The 22,484-nt window shown below is 62.9% G+C and carries 17 protein-coding genes; 10 read left to right on the top strand and 7 right to left on the bottom strand.

The features are described 5' to 3' along the window. Complete coding sequence (locus J2S45_RS00600) at window positions 1-1,110, top strand: sensor histidine kinase (RefSeq protein ID WP_307634175.1); 1,110 nt, start codon at window positions 1-3, stop codon at window positions 1,108-1,110. Continuing rightward, a complete protein-coding gene (locus tag J2S45_RS00595) occupies window positions 1,107-1,715 on the top strand; it encodes a response regulator transcription factor (RefSeq protein WP_307634174.1) in 609 nt (202 codons plus the stop codon). The genes J2S45_RS00600 and J2S45_RS00595 overlap by 4 nt, the downstream gene beginning before the upstream one ends. Window positions 1,716-1,817: 102 nt before the next feature. Here the strand turns inward: J2S45_RS00595 and J2S45_RS00590 are convergent, their stop codons facing one another. Genes J2S45_RS00590 through J2S45_RS00580 form a run of 3 tightly spaced genes read right to left on the bottom strand, consistent with a single transcriptional unit; the run spans window position 1,818 to window position 7,039 of the window. Next, the gene (locus J2S45_RS00590; protein WP_307634173.1) at window positions 1,818-2,693 is read right to left on the bottom strand and encodes a class C sortase; all 876 of its coding nucleotides are present in this window, start codon (window positions 2,691-2,693) and stop codon (window positions 1,818-1,820) included. Window positions 2,694-2,751: 58 nt separating this feature from the next. Next, window positions 2,752-4,194 (bottom strand): SpaH/EbpB family LPXTG-anchored major pilin, encoded by a 1,443-nt coding sequence (locus tag J2S45_RS00585; protein WP_307634172.1) that lies wholly within the window; start codon window positions 4,192-4,194, stop codon window positions 2,752-2,754. Between the two features lie 40 nt (window positions 4,195-4,234). After that, window positions 4,235-7,039 (bottom strand): MSCRAMM family protein, encoded by a 2,805-nt coding sequence (locus J2S45_RS00580; protein ID WP_307634171.1) that lies wholly within the window; start codon window positions 7,037-7,039, stop codon window positions 4,235-4,237. A gap of 317 nt (window positions 7,040-7,356) precedes the next feature. Between J2S45_RS00580 and hrpA the strand changes: the two genes are divergently transcribed. After that, the gene (gene hrpA / locus J2S45_RS00575) at window positions 7,357-11,751 is read left to right on the top strand and encodes an ATP-dependent RNA helicase HrpA (protein WP_407702442.1); all 4,395 of its coding nucleotides are present in this window, start codon (window positions 7,357-7,359) and stop codon (window positions 11,749-11,751) included. 181 nt (window positions 11,752-11,932) lie between these two features. Here hrpA and J2S45_RS00570 read toward each other — a convergent pair whose 3' ends face one another. Both J2S45_RS00570 and J2S45_RS00565 read right to left on the bottom strand, forming a co-directional pair. Next, window positions 11,933-12,625, bottom strand: coding sequence for a hypothetical protein (locus tag J2S45_RS00570; protein ID WP_307634169.1), 693 nt, complete (start codon window positions 12,623-12,625; stop codon window positions 11,933-11,935). Window positions 12,626-12,694: 69 nt separating this feature from the next. After that, window positions 12,695-13,801, bottom strand: coding sequence for an NAD(P)-binding domain-containing protein (locus J2S45_RS00565; protein WP_296931814.1), 1,107 nt, complete (start codon window positions 13,799-13,801; stop codon window positions 12,695-12,697). Between the two features lie 78 nt (window positions 13,802-13,879). Here J2S45_RS00565 and J2S45_RS00560 point away from each other — a divergent pair, with 78 nt between their 5' ends. The 7 genes from J2S45_RS00560 (at window position 13,880) to J2S45_RS00535 (ending at window position 20,526) form a co-directional block, all read left to right on the top strand. After that, a complete protein-coding gene (locus J2S45_RS00560; RefSeq protein ID WP_296931816.1) occupies window positions 13,880-14,341 on the top strand; it encodes a SprT-like domain-containing protein in 462 nt (153 codons plus the stop codon). A gap of 377 nt (window positions 14,342-14,718) precedes the next feature. Next, window positions 14,719-15,165 carry a DUF4258 domain-containing protein gene (locus J2S45_RS11065; RefSeq protein WP_407702441.1) on the top strand — a complete coding sequence of 149 codons (447 nt, stop codon included), beginning with the start codon at window positions 14,719-14,721 and terminating at the stop codon, window positions 15,163-15,165. 56 nt (window positions 15,166-15,221) lie between these two features. Next, window positions 15,222-16,043, top strand: coding sequence for a hypothetical protein (locus J2S45_RS00555; protein WP_307634168.1), 822 nt, complete (start codon window positions 15,222-15,224; stop codon window positions 16,041-16,043). 244 nt (window positions 16,044-16,287) lie between these two features. Then, window positions 16,288-17,133: a type IV toxin-antitoxin system AbiEi family antitoxin domain-containing protein gene (locus J2S45_RS00550; RefSeq protein ID WP_296931820.1), complete on the top strand. Its 846-nt coding sequence runs from the start codon at window positions 16,288-16,290 to the stop codon at window positions 17,131-17,133. A gap of 204 nt (window positions 17,134-17,337) precedes the next feature. Further along, window positions 17,338-18,381: a carbohydrate ABC transporter permease gene (locus J2S45_RS00545; protein ID WP_307634167.1), complete on the top strand. Its 1,044-nt coding sequence runs from the start codon at window positions 17,338-17,340 to the stop codon at window positions 18,379-18,381. 1 nt (window position 18,382) lies between these two features. Continuing rightward, window positions 18,383-19,237: a carbohydrate ABC transporter permease gene (locus tag J2S45_RS00540; protein WP_270973601.1), complete on the top strand. Its 855-nt coding sequence runs from the start codon at window positions 18,383-18,385 to the stop codon at window positions 19,235-19,237. A 119-nt stretch (window positions 19,238-19,356) separates the two neighbouring features. Then, complete coding sequence (locus tag J2S45_RS00535; RefSeq protein ID WP_307634166.1) at window positions 19,357-20,526, top strand: ATP-binding protein; 1,170 nt, start codon at window positions 19,357-19,359, stop codon at window positions 20,524-20,526. Window positions 20,527-20,578: 52 nt separating this feature from the next. Here the strand turns inward: J2S45_RS00535 and J2S45_RS00530 are convergent, their stop codons facing one another. Continuing rightward, window positions 20,579-21,001, bottom strand: a complete 423-nt coding sequence (locus J2S45_RS00530) for a hypothetical protein (protein WP_307634165.1) — start codon at window positions 20,999-21,001, stop codon at window positions 20,579-20,581. Between the two features lie 80 nt (window positions 21,002-21,081). Further along, entirely contained in the window at window positions 21,082-22,404 is a 1,323-nt protein-coding gene (locus tag J2S45_RS00525) for a chymotrypsin family serine protease (RefSeq protein ID WP_307634164.1), read from the bottom strand. Window positions 22,405-22,484: the final 80 nt, after the last annotated feature.

Below are 22,484 nucleotides of genomic sequence, written 5' to 3'. Positions count from 1 at the left end.
ATGAAACACGACCCCCCGAATGCCCGGTATCGCGAGGAACGCCACTCCCGGATCGTCGGCATGATCATGGCCTTCGTGTGGCTGGCATTCCTCATCCCGCCGGTCATGGGGATCCTCGCCCAGGACGCGCCCGCCTCGGCGAAGGCGATCCCGCTCGCAGGCATCGCCGCCTTCATCGCCAGTTACGTGGCCGCCACCAGCTACGCCTTCACCCGCCCAGACCCCTTCTCCGACACCTTTTACCCCGTCTCAGCCGCGCTCGCCGCATCTTCTTTCCTCATCTTCGTGGGCTTAACCCTGGCCTACCCGGGATCCGCCGCCATGGGTATCTACGTCATCGCCCAGGTCGTCACCACCCTCCCGCCACGCATCGGCTCCACGGTTGGCGCGGCACTCACCGTCGGCGTCCTTCTCCTCACCTCGGACCTCCCCGACGACGGCGCGTGGGCGCTGGGGATCATCTCCGTCGCCGTATACGTCTCCACCGTGGCCACAGGTTTCTTCACGCGCCAATCCGAGCGCGAAAACCGCTCCGCCCGGCGCGAAGCCGCCCTCGACGAGCGCGAACGCATCGCCCGCGATGTCCACGATGTCCTCGGCCACACCCTGACCGTCATCGCCCTCAAGTCCGAGCTCGCCGCCAAACTCTTCGACCGCGATCCCACCCGAGTCCGCGCCGAACTCGCCGACATCAACGAGCTCAGCCGACAAGCGATCGCCGATGTGCGCTCCACGGTCTCCGGGCTAGCCGGCCGCCAGCTTGCCTCCGAGCTCGCCCACATCAAGGAGGTCGCCGACGACGCCGGCATCAGCCTCACCATCACCGGCACCGCCGACGACGCCGACCCGGGCCACCGCATCCTCTTCGGATGGGTGGCCCGGGAGGCCATGACCAACATCGTGCGGCATTCTGGGGCCCGGCACGCCGACATCGACATCGCCGAGAAGCGGATCGTTGTGACCGATGACGGCGTCGGGTTCTCCCCGCTCGTCGAGGGAAACGGGCTACGCGGCCTACGCCAGCGGGTGGAGAACGCCGGCGGTAGGCTGAGGATCACCAGCCCCGGACCGAGCGGGCGCGGGTCGCGGATTGAGGTGGAGCTGTCATGACGATTCGGGTTGTTCTTGCCGACGACCAGGCGCTCGTGCGGGGAGCGCTCGCCGCACTACTCTCGCTCGAGGATGGAATTGAGGTGGTCGGGCAGGCCGGCTGCGGCGAGGAGCTCGTGGCTCTGGTGGAGAAGACGGCACCCGACATCGTCCTCGTCGATATCGAAATGCCCGGCATGGACGGGTTCGAGGCTACGCGGCAGATTTCGGCCGCGTGGCCGGAGATCAAGTGCCTGGTGGTGACCACCTTCGGGCGGCCGGGATACCTGCAGCGGGCTCTAGAGGCCGGCGCCTCCGGGTTCGTCGTCAAGGAGACCCCGGCAGATCAGCTCGCCAACATGGTCCGCGACGTCCACGCCGGCAAGCGGGTGATTGACCCTGCGCTCGCCACCGAGTCACTGTTTTCCGGGGCGAACCCGCTCACCCTTCGCGAGCGCGAGATCCTGCGCATCGCGCTCGAGGGCGGGAAGGTGGCTGACATCGCCCGGCGCGTGCACCTGTCGGAGGGGACGGTGCGCAACCATCTCTCCTGCGCAATCGGGAAGATGGGGGTGAGCACCCGCGTGGAGGCGGCGCGTTTCGCTCTTGATCAGGGCTGGCTCTAGGCGGGGCTGGGCTGCCTGCGGCCGGGCTGGTTTACCGGCGCCGTTGCTAACTGGTGAATCTGAGCCCAAAAACGCCAGATTTCCCGAGCAAAACCACCAAACTCACCCGTTAGCGACACCGGCTGCACGCCGGTAAAGCACAATCTCGCGGCCGAGATAAACCGCGATGATCAGGAGCACAGTGATGGAGATGGGCAGCCACCAGGGGAAGCGCGGGAGCTCGGAGTCTTTCCCGGCGTTGTCAACGTCGGCGGCAGGGGTGGGGATGACGCGCTCGCCGGTGACGAGAATGCGGTGGGAGTTGACGCCAAGCGGCGTGCAGGTGATGAGAGTCGCCAGGTCGCGGCCGGGCTCCACGAGCACCGCTTGACTGTCTTGGGGTTCGACCACTTGCGTGGAGAAGACGCGGTACGTCAGCACCTCGCCAAAGACCTCGAGCGTGAAGGTGTCTCCCTCTTTGACCTGGTCGAGGTTATTGAAGAGGGTGGCTTCGGGCAGGCCGCGGTGTGCGGTGATCACCGTCCGGGTGGAGTCCCCGCCCACGGGTAGCGACGTTCCCTCCAGATGACCTGCGCCCTTCAGTAGCGTCTCCTCGCTCGTGCCATGGTAGATCGGCAGATCCACGTCGATCGACGGAATGCGGATCCTGCCCATGATCCCCGCCTCGCCAGCCTTGAGCTGCTGATCGTAGGGCAGTACGTCCGGGTTCGATTCGAGATCGACGACGCCGGAGCCCTGCGGCACGTGCTCATTCGATCCGACGACGGCCCCGGAGGCCAGCAGATCGTTGTATCTGTGCGCCTCTTCAATCTGCGCGCGGCGGTCCGGCTCGACGTGGTCGACTAGGTTGGCGTAGGAGTCGACCACCTGGGACTGATCCCACTGGCTCTTCCACGAGGCGATCGTGGGGTAGAGAATGAGCCCGCTCCCCGCCAGGACGAAGAGCGCGACGATGAAGGCGCTGACAAGACGACGCATGAGAGTCCGGATAGCACAGTTGTGGGGGTGCGAGGCACCCCCACAACTTTAGGTGTTGTTATCGCTGCTTACGCGAACGAGAGTTCACGGCGTAGAGCGCCACGCCGGCGCCCACGAGGCCGATACCAACAACAGTCAGCAACAGCGTGCCGGCCGCACCGGTGAGGGGCAGGTCCGGGCCGTCCTGCGGGGTGTTCGTCACAGTGCTGAGCTGGTCAACAGGGGTCGTCACCTTACCGGCGGCAATCTCCACCCTGGTCACCTTGTCAGAGAGGACGTAGCCGGCCGGAGCCTTGGTCTCCTTGAGGCAGAACTCCTTCGTGGCCTGGTCGGCCGCGGTGCCCTTATCGAACTTACCGAGGTAGATGCCGTTGAAGGCGACGACGCCGTCTTCGCCAGAGGCCACGGTCGCGATCGCATCGCCGGTGGTCTGGTCGCCGTTGCACTGGTACAGGCCGAATTCGGCACCCGACAGCACCTTGCCCGGGGTATCAGCGTCCACCTTCTTGAACTTGTAGTCGCCGAAGTAGGGATCCTTGGTCGGGACGATCGGCGGGGTCGTGACGTTCGGATCGTCGAAGGGGTTGTAGTCGTTGTCGATCGGCCACGCGCTGTTCTCGACAATGCCGCTGTCCGGCATCTTGGTTACCGTGGTCTTGAGGACGAACTTGACGGTGTCACCCTTCTTGATCTGTGCACGCGCAGTGTCGCCGAGCGTGATCTTGACGCCGTTCTTCCCGCCGGTGAGCGGCTCAACAGTAACGTCTGTCAGCGGATCGACAGAATCCTTGAGGTAGACCTTCGCAGACTGGTCAACATAGCTCAGGTAATCCTTGAGCTCATCGACCACGCCGAACGCCTTCGGGCTGTCGGTGGTCGCCGTCATTTCGATGGTCCACTCGAGGACGTCGCCGACCTTGTGTGTCTGGGTGTCGTTCGTGACTTCCTTCTTGCCCGGAGGCTGGATGACGTTCTTGGGGTAGACGTGAACGTTGGTGATCCACTTGCCGTCAAACGGGAGCGGGATGGTCACGAAGAAGGGAGCTGCCTTCTTGGTGATGGCATTGTCGCCAATCCCGGTCTCCTCGACGAGGTAGACACCCATGTCCAGGTTACTGACAACTACTGAGCCGTCATCTGTGGTCGTCACCTTCTGGGACGTCCCCTTGGTGATTCCCCCCTGACCGAGCTTATCGACGGTCAGATCCTTGACCTTCGCCCAGTCCGCGTTGTTGGTGAGGTTGAGGCCGTCGATCTTCGTGACAGTGAACTCCACGCCCTTGAGCGGATCGCTCGGCGCCTGCGACGTGCCGTCCGGCTTGAGCTGGTTGGTGTTGCCGACTTCCTTGTGCTTGTGGATGGTGATCGACCCTTGCCCGGTCGGCATGTCACCCGGCGCCGGGGCCGCGTTTGCGACGCCCACACCCAGGGTGAGGACGGACGCCACCGCGACGACCATCGCCGCCGCAGCGCGCTGCTTCATCTTTTTCAGGAAATGCACTCGAGTACCTTTCGTCTTGTGGGCTGAACTTCGCCCTGATTCAGTTTCGCTTGCGCGATTGCGTAAGCCTTATGAGCAGGGCGAAACCGAGGACCCCCGCACCCAGGAAGGCGTAGAAGTCGCGTCCGATCCCGCCGGTGAGCGGAATCGTAGGTCCGGCCTGTAGTGTGTTGTAGATCGCCTTCGCTCCCGCGAACGTCACGTTCGGGTTGACGGCGTTGATTGTGAAGGTCGTGGGCGTCGCGTCAAGGACGTACCCCGCGGGAGCCTTCGTTTCCACCAGCTCGTATGTGCCGAGCGGGAGGCCCGTGACCTGGATGATTCCGGCCCGGGAGTCTGTGTCGTTGTGCGCCGAGCGCTCGCAATCGGCGGGGGAATTGGCGACGCAGTCGGTGATCGTCCACGCGTCGTTCGTCGTCGTGTTCGTCAGCTCCCACTCCGACCCGCTCAGCAACGGCTCGTCACCCGTGGCCGCCGCGCCCTGCTTCGCGCGCTTCTCGAAGGTCAGCGATCCCGTGATCGGCGTGTTGACCACCGCGTTGTGAAGCTTGTACCCGGTCTCGACGGGATCTTGACCGTCGTAGAGGTCAACCTCGTGTGCCTCCTGCGACGACGAGCTGATCGTAAACGTGTAGGTCTTGTCCGACTTCACGTAGCCTGCGGGGGCGACCGCCTCCGTCAGCGTGTAGGTACCGTGCTCAAGGCCGGTGAGGAGCAGCTGCCCCTCCTCCGTGTCCTGGTCGATGCCGCCGAAAGCCGTCGCGTCGGGGACGGTGAAGCTGGCCGCTTCCTGCGTGGCGCCGTCGAGGGTAAAGGTTGCGCCGTCCTCGCGTGCGAGCGTCCACGACGAGCCGGGGAGCAACTCGCCGTCCTCGTTCACCTTCGCCCATTCCATCTCGCCGTTGGCCTTCGCCGTGTTCGTGAAGGTGCACACCACGTCACCGACGGCGTTCGGAATGACGACGCTCGCCGTCGCCGTGGCGCCCGAAATCTTTGGGGTGGTGGGCTGGACGCCGCCGTCGCAGCGAAGCGTGATGGTGTAGCCCTCCAGCGTGGCGCCGCGGCGGTCGATCGTCTCGGAGAGGGTGACCTGCGTTCCTGCGAGCACCGGGAGCCGCTGGGTGGTGACCTCGTTTTTCTCGCCTGAGGTGCTCGCGTCCCGGGAGATCTCGTTCGTCGCGACTTTCACCGTGAACTGGTCGTCGGCCTCAACGCGGCCATCGACGACCTTCCTCGCGGCAACGGAAGGGATGACGGCTTTGCCGGCAAGATCGGAAATCTGGCCCACCCACGGCACTGGCCGGTAGTAGGGATCGCCCGCGTCAGTCTGCCCTCGGAGCCAATTGGCAAGCGGATACGCCCACGGCGAGTCCGGATCCATCTCCCCGTAGGTGCCCAGATCCCCCGGCATCGCGAGAATCTCGCGTGCAACACCGTTGGGGTCGTGCTGGTAGAAATGCGAAATGGAGTCGTTCTTATTGAAGTTCGAGGTGACGAGCGAGCCGTCGGGCCCAATCGAGATGCCAGTCGTCGCCATCACGTCATAGTTTTCCTCATAGCGGTACTGGCCTAGACGAATCTTCGAGGTGCCAAGGTGATAGGAGGCGAGCTCGCCGCCCCAGGCCGAATCGAGAGTTTCCCGCGTCACCACCTCGAAGCTCACCTCGTTGTAGCCCACCTGCGAGCTGCCCGGAATGTCGGCTCGCAGGTGGGAAAAGGCCACCACGAGATCGCCGGATTCGGTGAAGGTCAAGTCGCCGTTGTTGTCGCTATTCGAGCCCCCCGGCGAGGAATCGCGGACATCGCCGACCTTCTCTAACGCGCCGTCGGGCGTCATCCTGTAGACGTGGGCGACAAGGCGCGTGTCATTGGTCAGGCCTTCGCGATCCGTGACCGCGAGGTAGTAGGTTCCGTCGGGGGCCACCTGGCCGCCGTTGAAGGTGAGGTCGTTGGGGGCGTGGCCGCCCTGAACTCGGCTGTAGGGGAACTCGAACTCGTCTCCGAATTTGCTCCACTCCATCTCCCCCGGCGTGTACTTGTAGACCTGGAAGAGCGGCGCCTTTGAGGAGCCACTCCTTCCTTCGTAGGGGGTGCCGGACTGCCCGATCTTCAGCGTCGCGTACCGGGTGCCGTCCTCCCCGACGCCGAGGGCGTTGTAGTTCATGCCCTTGGAGAAATAACAGTACCTGTCATCCGTTCTTGTGGTGCGGGCGTTCTTACACGCGGGCATAGTCAGCGGAACACGAACCTCTCGCCGGGTGTTGGCGCTCGTGTACGTGGTGAGGTTCTGGATGCCGGGCAGGTAGGGCGGCAGCGGGGTGATGTCCGCCGTCGCCGGATTGACAAGGTAAAGCTCGCCGTTCGTGGACAGGGCCTCGATGCCCGGCGCCGAGCCCGCCGCCCCCAGCGCGGCGAACATGAGCGGGCCCGAGTCTTCGAGCTCGTCAGAGTTGGGCTCCGCGGAGCTCGGATCGCCCTCCTGCGGATCAGCCTCCGTATCGCCCTCGGCCGTATCCGGGGCGGTTAGCTCAGGAAGCTGCCCCCCCCCCGCTGAATTATCGACACTTGGCGTTTCGGGCGCGGCTTCCTCGGAACTGTCAACCGAGGGGTCGGTGCTTTCAGCGGCTCCCGGCTCCGCCGTCTCGGCGTCAGCGCCGCCGGATGGGTTCGCCTGGTCACCCGCCTGCGTGGCGGTATCGGATGCCTCGGCGAGCGTGGCCGAAGGCGTCGGGGAATCTTGCGCGACGGCGGCCGGCACACCTCCGACCAGCGCCAGGCCCGCCACAGCCATCAGCGCCGCGAGTGCGCGCAGATGCGCCACGACTCGCTCAGCACGTTTGCTCATGGTCGCTCCGCCTCCGAAAGGATTGTCACCGGTTTTTGTGAGTTCATTTTGACATCTAGAGATACCAAAAGAAACGGTTTTTAGTATACGAACATGTCTGACATCTTCCCAACACGACCCCGCGTTTCGCGAATGGCGTACCAGAAACCGTCGCCACCTCGGGCAATGATCCTCTGAGGACCCGGGCCGGAGGTCCCTCGCCCCACAGTGAGATTTATGACACACTAATAGGATTTAGTGATTGTTTTCTCTTGACGGCATCCCGAAAGCCCACGCCGTCACGGCCGCCGAAGCCCGCCGCCCACCAACGTGGCACAATGGTCTCGATGACTGACGGAAGCACGCCTACCAGGCACGACGAGACGGCTGCGCGCAAGCGCGCCGACACGCGCGCCGGAAAACGCTCGGGCAAGCGCGCCCGCGGCCAACGCCACGACCGCCGGCCGCGCCCCTTCACACCCGCCGAACTTGAGGCTCGCCGCGCCGCCCTGCCCGCCATCACCTACCCACCGCAGCTGCCAGTCTCCGCGCGTCGTGACGATATCGCCGAAGCGATCCAGAACAACCAGGTGGTGATCCTCTCCGGAGAAACCGGCTCGGGCAAGACCACCCAGCTTCCCAAGATCTGCCTCGAGCTTGGCCGCGGCATCACCGGCATGATCGGTCACACGCAGCCGCGCCGCATCGCCGCCCGCTCGGTCGCGGACCGTATCTGCGATGAACTCGGCGTGCAGCTCGGCGGCGCGATCGGCTACCAGGTTCGCTTCACGGAAGCGGTCTCGCCCACCACCCTGGTCAAGCTCATGACCGACGGCATCCTCCTCGCCGAAACCCAGTCCGACCCCGACCTGCGCAAATACGACACGATCATCATCGACGAGGCCCACGAGCGCTCCCTCAACATCGACTTCCTCCTCGGCTACCTCGCCAACCTTCTCCCCCGCCGCCCCGACCTCAAGGTCATCATCACCTCCGCCACCATCGACTCCCAGCGCTTCGCCGAGCACTTCGGCCGTCACATGTACGGCGGCTTCCCCGGCAACGAGGCGCCCATCATCGAGGTTTCCGGGCGCACGTTCCCCGTCGAGATCCGCTACCGTCCGCTCTACGACGACGCCGAATCCCGCCAGACGCCCGACGCAGACGGCCGCGAACAGCTCACCCGCGAGCAGGCCCACGACCAGGTCTCCGGCATCCTCGACGCCGCCGCCGAGCTCATGGCGGAGGGCCCCGGCGACATCCTCGTCTTCCTCTCGGGCGAGGGCGAGATCCGCGACACCGCGAAGGCTTTTGAGGAGGAGCTCGGCCGTCGCTATATCGAACCGGGCGGGCGCTCCTCCGTGCCCGACGCCGTCGAGGTCCTGCCCCTCTTCGCCCGGCTCTCCGGAATGGAACAGCGCAGGATCTTCCAGCCCCACGCCCACCGCCGGATCATACTTTCCACCAACATCGCGGAAACGTCGCTGACGGTGCCGGGCATCCGCTACGTCATCGACCCAGGAACCGCCCGCATCTCCCGATTCTCGAATAAGACCAAGGTGCAGCGCCTGCCAATCGAGCCGATCTCGCAGGCCTCGGCCAATCAGCGTTCGGGGCGCTCGGGCCGCGTGGAGGACGGCATCGCGGTCAGGCTGTACTCGGAGGAGGACTTCGCCTCCCGCCCGGAGTTCACCGAACCCGAGATCCGTCGCACGTCGCTGGCGTCGGTGATCCTGCAGATGGCGGCGATGAACCTGGGCTCGGTGGAGGATTTCCCGTTCATCGACCCGCCGGACATGCGCCAAGTGCGCGCCGGCATACAGCTGCTCGAAGAGATCGGCGCGCTGACGCCGATGTCGGCCAAGGCCCGCGGTACCGTCGTCGGCGCCGGGAGCCACCTGCTCACGGAGACCGGACGAATCCTCGCCCGCCTCCCGATCGACCCGCGGCTCGGACGCATGCTGCTCGCCGCACACGAAAACGGGTGCGCCGGCGAGGTGCTCGTGCTGGTGGCGGCGATGTCCGTGCAGGACGTGCGCGAACGGCCCGCCGAGTTCCGCGCCCAAGCCGACCAGCTGCACGCCCGCTTCACGGACCGCACCTCGGACTTCCTCGCCTACCTCAACCTGTGGCGCTACCTGCGCACCCAGCAGCGCGAACTGTCCGGGTCGGCCTTCCGCCGGATGTGCCGGGCCGAATACCTCAACTGGCTGAGATTCCGGGAGTGGCAGGACGTCGTCGTGCAGCTGCGGGAAATGTCGCGGCCGCTGGGGATGGACGCCAAGCCGGTCGCGCTCCCCACGCGCGCGGCGCTCGCCCGGGCGGCAGCCGAGGACAAGGACAACTCCCACAACCAGGACGTCACCCGCGCCGTCAAGGCCCTCGGCCTGAGCGCGGACACCCCCGCCGCCGACCAGATCCACCGCTCCATGCTGGTGGGCCTGCTGTCCAACCTCGGCTCCTGGGACGAGCGGAGCAAGGACTACCTGGGCGCCCGCGGAACGCGCTTCATCATCTGGCCCGGATCCGGACTGCATCGGCGCAACCCCAGCTGGGTGATGGCGGCCGAACTCGTCGAGACATCGCGGCTTTTCGCCCGCTCGGTGGCGCAGATCAAGCCCGAATGGGTGGAGGAGGTCGGCTCGCACCTGGTGCGCACCAGCCACTCCGAACCGTTCTGGTCCACCCGCAACGGCGCCGCGATGGCTCACGAAAAAGTCACCCTCTACGGCCTGACCCTCATCGCCGACCGCAACGTGCTGCTGTCGAAAGTCGGAACGCCCGCCGCGCGCGAACTCGCCCGCGAGCTCTTCATCCGCCACGCCCTCGTCCACAACCAGTGGCGCGCCCACCACGCCTTCATCAAGCACAACGAGCAGGCCCTCGCCGACGCCCACGAGGTCGAGCAGCGCCTCCGCCAAGGCGGGCTCGTGGCCGACGACGCCGCCCAGTTCACCTTCTTCGACGAGCGCATCCCCGACAGCGTCGTCTCCGCCCGCCACTTCGATTCCTGGTGGAAGCGCGAGCGGCAGAACAACCCCGAGCTGCTCAACTTCACCCGCGACTTCCTGCTCGGGACCACCTCCGCCGACGACGCCGACTTCCCGGAGGAGTGGGTCCAGGGCGATATCACTCTGCCTATCGAATACCACTACACCCCCGGCGCCCACGCCGACGGCCTCAGCATCGACGTGCCGGTCACCCTGTTGCCGCAGCTCACCGACGACGGCTTCGACTGGCTCGTGCCCGGCATGCTCGACGAGCTCGTGGTGGCCACGATCCGGGCCCTACCCAAGCCGGTGCGACGTCACCTCGTCCCCGCCCCCGACACCGCCCGACAAATCCGGGACCAGCTGCCACGGTGGGACGACGTCGCCCACGGGCAGCCCGGCGCCCCCGATTTCCGCCAAGCGTTCAACGACGCCGTCTACGCACTTCGCGGCGTCAACATCACGCCCGCCCAATGGGCCGAGGTCAACCTGCCCCCGCACCTGGAGATCACGTTTCGGGTGCGCTCCGAGCGCGGCGCCGTGCTTGACGAGAGCACGTCGATCACCGACCTCCAGCGCCGACTCGCGCCGCAGACGCGCACGGCCGTCGAGTCCGTGGTCAAAGGGGCGGTGGCGCAGGCCCTGGAGGAGGCGCGGGCCCAGATCCTGCAGGAGATGGCCGCGAGCGGCGGTGCTTCCGCTGCGGGCAGCGGCGCTTCGTCCGCGGATAGCGGTGGTTCCGCCGCTGGCGGCAATGCGCCGGATCGGGCGAGCGGGGCGAGCCGGCTCGGCGCGCCGGGTGGGTCCGGTGGGTCCGGCGAGTCTGGCCGGGCGGGCGCGAACCTGCCCAACGGCGTCGACGGACTGGAGACGTGGCCAGAGGTTGAGGAGCTGCCCGCCGTCGTCGAAACCGCCGGGCCGCACGGAATGGCGGTGCGCGGGTATCCGGCGCTCGTGGAAGACGGGCGCCGAGTGAGCCTGCGCGTGCTACCGGAGCCGGCGCTTCAGGTGCGCGACCACCGGCGGGGCGTCATCCGGCTACTGGCAACGGAGCTGGCGTTGCCCGAGGCGCGGGTGACGTCGCGGTGGAATGGGCAGGAGTCGTTGACGATGGCCGCCGCGCCATACAAGAACACCGCCGCCGTGGTGGACGACCTGCACCTGGCCGCCGCCCGTAACATCGCCGACCGCTGGGCCGCCGCCAATGATCGCCCGCTCGGGCGCATCCGCGCCCGCGCCGACTACCTCGCCCTGCGCGAGCACACCCAGGACCTACTCGAAGACGAGATATATGCGCTGGTCAAGATTCTGGTGCGGGTGTTGGGCGCCTACGGGCAGGCCGACGCGAAGGTGCGCGCCAACACCTCACTCGCCCTCATCAATACGGTCAGCGACGTGCGCGACCAGATCTCCGGCCTGGTGTATGAGGGCTTCATCAGGGACACCGAGGAAGAAAGACTCACCCACCTCGTGCGGTATTTGCAGGCGGCGACCATGCGGATCGACAAAGCGGCACTCAATCCCGCCGCCGACGACGCCGCGGCCTGGCAGGTCCACGACATTGAGGATTTGGTCGTCCGTGAGCGGGAGGCCGCTGCGGATCGTGCCTACGATCCGCAGCGGGCGGCCACATTACGGCAGGCCAGATGGATGGTGGAGGAACTACGGGTCTCGCTCTTCGCCCAGCAGTTGGGCACGGTCGGAAAGGTCTCGCCGCAGCGAATCCGCAAGCTACTCGCTTAGGCCCGGCCCTTCTGCCCCACAGGGCCCGGCCCCTGGCCCGGTCCACCGGCCCCTAGCCCGGCCAGCCGAGCCAAGTCGTGAATCTGAGGACTTTCGTCGCGAAAATGGGCCTTGTGGACCACATGCTCACGACTTATGCCGGCCGCCCCTCGGCGACCTCCCTCACCCCTCGGCGACCTCCCTAATAGATCACCCAAATGTAAGCAAACACGATCGCCACACCGGCGCCAAGGGAACCCCACCACTCGGCGGCCGCGCTCGCCGGAACCCGCTCCAGACTCCCGCGGCGCATCGGCAAGGCCGGGGCGCGATTCGACAGCTGACGAGGATGACGGGCCAAGCGCTCACGCAAAGCCTCCTGCTCCGGGGTGACCTCGTCGATGTTCGCCAGCTCGCCCATGCCGCGCTCCACCTGACACAGCGCCAGCAAGGTCCCGACCTCCGGCTCCTCCACCTGCACGCCGCCCGTCTCTCTTAGCAAGATGACCGAGCGGAACGGTTCGCCCTCAACCGGCTGAACCACAACCGGCACAAGCAACCCCTTGTTCACACCCTTCTTGATGTAGCGCGAGTACGGGCTCTCCGACGTCGCCAGCGTCCGGGCAATGACGGGGATCGGCTCACCTCCACGCTCGTCGCGCATCACGCGCCACACCACCACGAAGGCCGCCAGCAAGATCACCGACGGGATCGCCGCAATCATCATCTTCGCCGGACTCAGGTAACCCAACAACCACAACAGCGCGACGATCGTGGCGAGGAAGGCCCCGATCGTCAACGCCGTCACGATCCGACGCGCGCGATCAACCGGCCTATTCGCTGGGACTGCACCCGCCTCGCCAATGCGGGCAACAAGGTCTGTGTGTGAAGCCATGATCCTCCTCCTCACACACCTTACCGCAGGCCGCCCCAGCCCAGCCGCCGACCCCGACGCCTGCCCACGCTAGAGCCCCGCCACTATCTGCGCCACCGCGATCCGCGCGTCACGCCTCGCCCCGATCGTCGACGCCGAGGCACCATACCCGAGCAGGTACACGCGCGGCTCCTTCGCCACCCGCGAGCCATCCATGACGATCCCGCCCCCACGTTCACGCAGGTGAAGAGGGGCCAAATGGCGCAGGTTTGCACGAAAACCGGTGGCCCAAATGATGGCATCCAGGTCGAGGTAATCCTCACCCCACCACACGCCGTGGCGATCCAGGCGATCGAACATCTCGCGGCGATTCAAAAGCCCGCGCCTTGCCAGGTCCCGCACGCGCTCATTCAACGGCAAGCCCGTCTCCGCCACCACCGGCAACGGTCGCAACCCCGCCGTCGTCCGCGCCCGCACCCTGGATTCGATCGCGCGCCCAGCCTCCGCCGTCAGCCCGCCCGCAGCCGGGCCGACCGAGAAATCGTCAGGGTCGCGCCAGCGCGGAGGCGTGCGGGTGGCCCAAAAGACGTGCTTGGTCACGCGCGAAACCTCATCCAGGTGATCGAGCGCCGAGATCCCCCCGCCCACGACCAGCGTGCGCTTGCGCCAAAACAGGTCCGGGTCCTTGTAATCGTGGGTATGAATCTGAATGCCGCGGAACAGCTGCTGGCCTGGGTACCAGGGGATGAATGGCGCCTCCCACGTGCCCGTACAATTCATCACGACGCGCGCCAAGAAGTCCCCAACGCTCGTGCGGACGCGGAGCCGGGCACCGTCGTCGTGAACAGAACGGACCCTGACCGGGCGGAAAACGGGAAGATCGAAGGCATCCTCGTACTCGCCGAAATAGTCTGCGACGTAGGCCGAGGCGCGCTCTTCGCCGTCGGTTGGCCGCGCGTGCAGACCGGGCAACTCGGCGATGTGGTTGACCGTCTTCATCGTCAGCCCATCCCAGCGGTGGCGCCACGCTCCGCCCGGGCCGGCCTCGGCGTCGAGAACCACGAACGAGGCCCTCGCCTGCGCAGACGGCAACGACGACGCCGCATATCCGACCACGCCCCGGCGCTGAAGTTCATGCGCGGCGACGAGCCCGGCCTGGCCGGCACCGATCACGACAACATCGACCTCGTGCTCCATACCCCCAACGGTAGCGCACATGAGCCAGCGACGGTGCGGACACCCGAAAGGGCGCCGGCCGGGCAGTACAATCACGACATGGACATTACCCGTGCTCACAGCCTCGCCCGGGGTCTCATGGATGCGCACGGCCTGCGCGAGTGGGAACTCGCGATCGACCGCGCCAAGCGCCGCGCCGGCTACACCAGCCACGCCCAGCGCGTCATCTCGCTCTCCGGCCCGTTGCTCGAGCTGTACGACGCCGAACAGGTCCGCCTGCTTGTGCTACACGAGGTGGCGCACGCACTGGTCGGGGAAGGGCATGGGCACGACGCGGTGTGGCGCACCACGTGCCTGACGATCGGCGGGGACGGGCGGGTCAAGGTGGATCCGAGCTGGCCGGCGGCGCCGCCACTATGGGTTGGGGTGTGCCCGAACGGGCACCGCTTCGAGCGCCAGCGGCGGGGGCGAACCGGATCGTGCCCGCGGTGCTCGCGCGCCTACGACGCGCGCTACCTCATCACGTGGACCAACCAGCGCACGGGCGCGGTCTTCCGCTAGGTGTTCGACTCAGAAGCCCGTGGTCCGACAGTTCTCTTGAGAATTTGGCCCACCTCGCGACAGTTCTTTTGAATATACCGACTGCCGGTTCATATACGGGCCTGGTAGGGCTCAGATTCATGTTTTATGTCGGCTGCCAGCCTAGACGTGGTGAAGTTGTTTCCCGAGTGAAGCTTGAAAACCCACAATCCACCTAATTGCAAACAACTGGAAAACGCGAAGGATACGCCGATCAGAATACTGCAACGGCGCAAGAGTGACACCGAAAACCTCTTTACTGTTAGATAACATAGACGCACTGCTAGTTTTGTGTTGTCAGTTTCGGTCATTCGAGATCTACGATGCGAAAACTTATGTGAAAAGGAGCACGATAATCCATGCGGAATATCTACTTCAAAATACTGGCATTTTCGCTTGTTTATACACTACTTCCCTTCTCACCCGCATTATACGAATCACTTGGCAAGGGATATGCCGCACAGCATTCAGAGACTTCGAAGCTCGTCACTTTGATAGCAGATGATGATCCGTCTCTGGCTCCTGCATTCCCAGATAACGCTCCATCTATTCTCCCTCAAGCATGTATCTCTCGTATGTGCATGGAACATGGAGGAGGCAACGTATCGATCGCAGGGTTCGCCCTCTCTCGCCATGCAATAGCTCGAATGTCGGAGCGAAATGTGAGTACTTCTCAGGTGAGAACAGCTTTGGTTTCAGGAAAACGGTATTCATGTTGCTACCACTGGCAAGATCGTCAAGACTGTCATGACTGGTCGCCCGAGTTCGGTATGGATGTCGATCGATTAGAGGTGAGACTGCTATGACGTCTTCTTTACAATTCAGATTTGACCCTTATTACGACCAACAAGTAGCGGCCACAATGCTGAGCATTACCCATGTTTCGAAAACGGGACTGCACAAGCATGCATGCTCGGTGCTTTCGCATGAGGAAGTATCTATCATGGCGGCTACTATCACCTCTTGGTCGCAAAGAATTCACGGTGTTCACGCTCAGCAGCCGTCACAAGAGCTGGACAGTCACCACCACTGCACGTCCCTGCAGGATCTGGACGTTTTAAACATCTGGGAAGCGCACGTTGACCTACGACTCAGCGTGTGCCCCGAATGCGGCAAACTCTACCTCTTTGTTACTTTCTTGAGCGATCAACGTGAAACTATCGAGGACAGTACCGGTCTACTAGTTGATCGTGAGCAACTCCAATGCCTAGCCAGGATCATTAATGAATCGACGGATTGTGCTGGCTACTGCACCTTCGGCGCTCAAGATTTCAGTTTCAAATACTCTATTCACCCTGCGGTCACCATCACACGTGATCGGCTAGTTGTACACACTCCGGTCGAGCAGCAGTATCCAGTGACGATTCACGATGCGCAATGGCATGATTTGCTAGCTTTCGCTGAACAGCTGAACGACGGCGAAGAAGTCGCCCTTGCATGTACGACGACCCGGAACGCAGGCTCCTGCTATGTCACATTATCGGCAACTCAACAACCAGATGACCTATTCTTTGACGATCACTTTATTTCTACAGTGAATATCCGCGTATTCGGCCCAGGCGGAGGTGCTGGCCAGGGTTATTCCTTCATGAGTGCGAATAGCCGTTACGGCATGCAAGCCGTCACTATGGATGACACCCACGCGATGGTTTTCAACGGCCTCTCCTTTCACTTCGTTCCGTAGTGGGCAACTCCGGCAGTTCCGAGGATCCTGCCTCGCGACAGTTCTCTTGAATATACCGACTGCCGGTTCATATACGGGCCTGGTCAGGCTCAGATTCATGTTTTATGTCGGGCTGACGGACAAAAAGCCGCAGAGCCTCATTTGCCTTCAGTTCTAACTATCCACACTCTTCAAAACGCTACGGCTATCCACAATTGGCCATCAGCCGCACGCAGTCCGCGTGGAACTCTGCCACCGTGGATGCATGTGGAACGGAGTGATCTCCCGCGCGGAGCTAGAACAAGCCGGCATAAACGGGCATCGCATTGCGCAGTTACAGGCCAAGGGAGAGCTCTTCCATGTAAGCCGCGGCTGGTATGCCTGGCAAGGCGCGGATCCACTCGTTAAGCTTGCGGCTACCGGCAACACTCGAGTGGGATGCCTATCCGCATGTAAAGTTCATGAGCTCTGGGTGCCACCCCAAACGAATCAGACGATTCACCTTGTAGCCAACAATTGGGAGTCGGTTGACAAGATTGCCGGGAGAATCCGAAACGCCACGAATGGTCGGATCGAGCCGATCATCCACCGCGATTTTGGCAGCAAGAACGAGCTCGTTGTAGACGTGAAACGAGCTGTCGAGCACGCGGCCCGATTCCATAGCCCGGAGGAGGCTTTGATCGTCATCGAGTCAGCACTGAACCTTGGCAAGATGTCCGTCTCCGATGCCAAGTACCTGTTGAGCTCGATCCCCAAGAGCCGGGCGCGCCGTCTAAGAAATCTTCAGACGACCTCTCAGTCAGGCAGTGAAACCCGGGTGGCTCATTTCCTGCGCAATCGCGGTCTTAAGGTGGTTCAGCAGTTCTCCCCCGTACCTGGCTGGTACGTGGACATGCTCGTTGGGAACTCATGGATTCTCGAGTGCGACTCCGTGGCCCATCATGCGGGTGAAGACGCCTTTGCCCGAGACAGACAACGGGACCTCCTCCTCAAAGAAATGGGTTTTGAGGTCACCCGCCTTAGCTACCGGCAGATATGGCACGACTGGGAGAACACGAAAGACTCGCTGATAAGAATCATCGCACGCCGGAACTATCGCAAATGGCCTTAGCCACCACGGGAACATCCGAGCCACTGCGTACCCGGCCCGACACAAAACATGAATCTGAGCCCTACCAGGCCCATATATGAACCGACAGTCGGTATATTCAAAAGAACTGTCGGGAGGTGGACCAAATCCTCACGTGAAGTGTCGGACGACCCATATAGGCGCACGGGCGCTCATTGATCTAGTCTATCGGCAGGAGGTGGTCCCATGTCAGCACAAAAAGCCGGCGCTCAGGCCGGTAGCCAGGCCGGTAGCCAGGCCGGCGCCCAACCCGGCGCCCAACCCGGCGCTCAGGCCGATAGCCGACCCGGCGCCCAGACCAGTCTGGCGAGCACGCCCAGCCCGACCCTCGACGCCGGGCCCCGGCCACGCCGAACCGCCCGCAAGCGCAAGGAAATTGCCACCGCATACACCATGCTCATCCCCTCCTTCATCGGAGTTGGATTCTTCCTCATGGTTCCGATTGTGCTGGTCATCGCGATCTCGTTCGTCAACTGGAACCTCATCTCGCCGCCCACGTTCGTCGGGTTGAGCAATTACGAGACCATGTTTTCCTCCCCCGGTTTTTGGAATTCGGTGAAGGTGACAGTCGTCTTCTCCCTCATTGCGATTCCGGCCGCGATCATTCTCGGCCTGCTCATCGCGGTGGGGCTCAACAGGAAGCTGCCCGGCTCCGGAGTCTTGCAGATCATGTACGTGATCCCCTGGGTGGCCGCACCGCTTGCGCTGGGTATCGTGTGGAGCTGGCTGCTGGCGCCGTCGGGGCTGATCAACGAGGTCCTCGGCACGCGCGCGTCGTGGCTGTCCAGCGAGACGACCGCGCTACCGGTGGTGGCGTTCGTCTACGTGTGGCAGAACGTCGGCTACATCTCCCTGTTCTTCCTCGCGGCCCTCCAGTCCATTCCGCGCGACATCTACGAGGCTGCCTCCCTCGACGGCGCCGGCCCCTTGCGCACGCTGTGGTCGATCACGATGCCGCTGGTGCGGCCCACGACCTTCTTCGTCACCGTCACATCGTTCATCGCGTCCTTCCAGATTTTCGACCTCGTCTACGGGCTCACGGACGGCAACCCCGGCTATCCCGGTGGTACGACGGACGTGATCGCGGCCCGCATCTACACCGCGGCGTTCGCCTCGCCTCGGATTGGGGAGGCGGCGGCGATGGCTGTTTTCCTCATGGTCTTGATTGTGGCAGTGACCGTCATCCAACAGCGCTACTTCGCCAGGCGCATGACCTACGAAATGAGCTGACATGACGACTCTCAAGCGTCCCCGCTATCGCAAGAAGAACTCGATCCTGTCGATCCTGCTCACCTACGCCCTGCTCATTTCGGGGGCCCTGCTCACGGTGCTGCCCCTTGTTTTTTCGATCACGACGTCGCTTCGCACCGAGCGTGACCTCGTCCAGCGCGGCGCGCTCTCCCTGCCTGGCGAGGTGACCTTCGATAACTATGTCCGGCTTTTTACCGAGCACGACTTCATTGTTCCCCTGGCGGTCACCATTCAGGTGGTGGCCGTGATGGTGGTTGGCCAGTTTGTCTCCTCGATTCTGGCGGCATACGCGTTCGCCCGCCTGGAGTTTCCTGGCCGGCAGTTCCTGTTCTGGGCCTATATTTCGACCATGATGATTCCCGCGATCGTCACGATGATTCCGTTGTTCACCATGATGAGCGAGTGGGGTCTGCGCAATACGTTCGCGGGCATCGTCCTGCCCTTCATGCTGGGTTCGCCGTATGCGATCTTCTTGTTGCGGCAGAGTTTTATGGCGCTCCCGCAGGAGATCCTCGACGCCGCCGAGCTTGACGGCGCTGGCTTCTGGCGTCAGCTGTGGTCGATCGCGTTGCCGATGAATCGGCCCATCCTTGTCACGCTGCTACTTATCACGGTGGTCTCGCAGTGGAACAACTTCTTGTGGCCGTCGATCGTCTCCCCGCGCAAGGAGTGGAACGTGTTGACGGTTGCGACGGCGGGCCTGCAGTCTCAGTACGCAGCCAACTGGACCTTGGTCATGGCCGCGACCACCCTTTCGATCCTGCCGTTACTCATCTTGTTTGTCGCGTTCAACAAGCAGATTGTGCGTTCGATCGGGATCTCCTCGTTTAAGTAGGAACGCTGCCAGCCCCGACGACGACGTCCCACCCAGCACCGACGCCGCCCGTTGTCGGTGCGAGATAGTAAAGATAAACAAGATAGTAAAGGATACAAAAGCCCGCTAGGCTAGGTGGCATGAACCGCGCGACCAACCCCTTTCGGGCGACCCTCGGATCCACGCCTCCCTACCTGGCAGGGCGGGAGCACGAGGTCGCCGATTTTGCGGAAGCTCTCGCCGACGGCCCTGGCACCCACGAACGGATATCGCTGATCAGAGGCCTGCGCGGAGTTGGCAAAACAGTGTTACTTAACGCGTTCGAGGACGAGGCGCGGGAGCGGTCGTGGTGGGTCATTTCGGAAACTGCGATCGCCGGCTTCTCCGATCGCATTATCGACTCCCTGTTCCGCATCGCCGGGGACGTTCTGCACACCCACAAGAAGAGGCTCGCCGGCATCACGCTCCCCACGATTGGGGGCGTCCAGTTTTCCGACGTCGTGCAGCACCAGCCCAAGATCACGCTACGCACCGCGCTGACGGAGGTCCTCACGTGGCAGGAGGAGGTCGATCGCACGCTCGGCCAAGAGCCGGTCGGCCTGCTCATCACCCTCGACGAGCTGCACTACCACCGCCGCGCCGAAGTCATCGAGTTCGCCACCACTATCCAGCACCTCGTTCGTGAGGATCGCAATATCGCCGTCGCGATGGCCGGGATCCCGCAATCCATCAAACCGCTTCTGGACAGCGACGAGGGCAAGAATCCGGTCACGTTCCTCCGCCGCGCCAACCGCATCGACCTCGGCCTTATTTCCGACGACGACGTCCGCGCGGCCCTCGCCAAACCCGTGGCAGCCGCCGGGGTTGAGTGGGAGCCTGCCGCGCTAGATGCCGCTGTGGACGCCTGCAATGGTTACCCGTTCATGGTTCAGCTCATCGGCCAGCAGTGCTTCAAGCGCCGCAGCGGCGACGTCATCGGAGTGGGGTCTGTCGACAGTGCGGCCGTGGTCGCGAAGCGTAAGCTCGGCCAGCTGGTGCACGAACCTGCGCTGTCCGACCTCTCGCAAGTCGACCGGACGTTCCTCGTGGCAATGGCGGTGGATGACGGGCCGTCGTCGATGGCTGATATCGCCCAGCGCCTCGGGGTGAATGCGCAATACGCGGGCAATTATCGCAGGCGGCTGATCGATGCCGAGATCATCGCTGCCACCGGCTACGGGTTAGTGGATTTCGAGCTTCCCTACATGCGCGAGTACCTGCGGGAGCACGCGGTCGTCGAGGTCTTCCGAGGTGAAGATAGTAACGATTAACAAGATTAACAAGATAGTAAAGGATACAAAGGCGCGTCCTCGCTGACCCGGGTTAGGATGCTATCGGGTTGTCCGGGCAGTCTCCCGTGATCACCCCAATGTCGCAGATGACCGACCTCGCCCGGTACACCTGGTCGCCGACGATCAAGAACACCTGCTCGGCATCCGGATTGGTATCTTCGCAGATGTAGGGAAGATCCTCGCCTGGGACGTGGGTGAGCAGGAAAAAGCTCCACGAATCGTCGCTGATTCCATCTTTGACCACCCGCTTCGCCCACCACGTTCCCCCGCCATCGCCCGTCGGGACGAACGTGCATTCGATGAGGTCGGCGTCGGTCTCCCGCTCACGATCCAGTACCTCGCTGGTCACTACCGGCGCTGCGGCGTCGATAGCGCCGCCACACGTTTGCTCCGCTTGTTCCGCCTCCTCGCCGTCAAGCCTCTGAAAATAGTCCGGAATATCCGGGTAGATCATCTCGTCTGGATCTAAGAGACAAGGCTCCGATTCGCACCCGGCGAGCACAAAAAGCAACGCGGCTAAGGAAGCGACCCGCCTCATTTGCTTGCTCCCAATCGAGCCGAGGAAGACCACTGCGTCACGCCCTTAAACTCGGTTATGTAGTAGAAATTGTTATGGCAGTCGGTTGCACCCAAACCCGGCCAACCCGTAACAATTCCTAAAACCTCAACTGCCTTAGGGTTGGTAGCAGACCTGTAGTAAACAGGTCCTCCCGAGTCTCCCCCTCGAAAACCAGTACAGGTCCCGATGCCATCGCGATTAGGATCGTGTCGAAGTCGGGTCAAATATCCAACGGGAACCCCATCAACCTTGGCCGATACATGGGATGCAATAACTACAAATCGACAAAGTGACCCTGTAGTCCGGCCACTTGTACACAGTTCTGTACCGTTGGCTCGGGATCCCGAGTTAGCACGACTAATTGGCAACCAACTCGAAGAGACCACGCTGCCACTGAACAATTTCGCATCGAATCCCGGACCTTGAAGAAGCTGCCAATCTCCATATTTTTTGGCTGTATCCTTCCACGTTGTGGTGTAAGTAGCGCCAACTGGTGAGCGTGACCCCGGATTCTGAAAATTACCTTGCCCACAGTGGCCGGCAGTGATTCCGTAGACTCGACCGCCTACGCTCACCGGGAACCCCAGCGAACACAGCTTCTTACCGTCAATTGCACCACCCCCGTAGAACCGCACATAATCACGATCCCTCGTAGCAGCAGATTCGGGTGTCGTTTCCGGAGAAACTCTAATTCTCATTCCCCTTGCCTCTGCCAATTCACGCAAGCCATCAAGGCTCACGCCATCGCCCTCGTACACACTCGATAGCTCTCGATCCGATTGGAATTCGAGCAAATCCTCAGGCTGATCCTCTAACACCGCAGGGGGAACAGATACCCCAAGAGAGTTCGATTCCAAATCCACACTCACAGATACAAAGTCATCCCCAAAACTGTCGACGATATCGCGCTGCAAAGCGAGTAGATCATCTAACGAGTGCTCGACTTGAACGAAGCGAACCAGAGCAAGTTCTTCACTCGAAAGAAGTGAACGAAGATCATTTTCACCGTTGCCTCCTGCCACATAGACCTCGACCATCGTTCGATCCGACGTCAATGAGTGCCCAGCAAACTCGTCCTCGCGCGCATCAATGTACTCGCCGATCCGATCCGCAACAGCCAGCAACTCAGGGCTAGCCTCTCCGAACCAAATCCGCTCACCATTAGCATCAACTTCATTGACCCCACGCGTCGTCGCTTCAGGTTCTGCAACCGCTGTTCCAGTAAGAAAGCCACCCGAAAAAACTATAGCAAGCGCACCAAATGTCGCCAGAATGACTTTTAGTATTGAAGACCTCATCGAGCTCACCCCATCCCCGCATCCCGATAAGGACTACACTATACGCAATATGGTCTTTATCACGTATTTCTGCTGTCGGC

The organism is Trueperella abortisuis (assembly GCF_030811095.1).
Lineage (GTDB): Bacteria > Actinomycetota > Actinomycetes > Actinomycetales > Actinomycetaceae > Trueperella > Trueperella abortisuis.
This window is presented reverse-complemented; position numbering and strand designations above follow the sequence as displayed.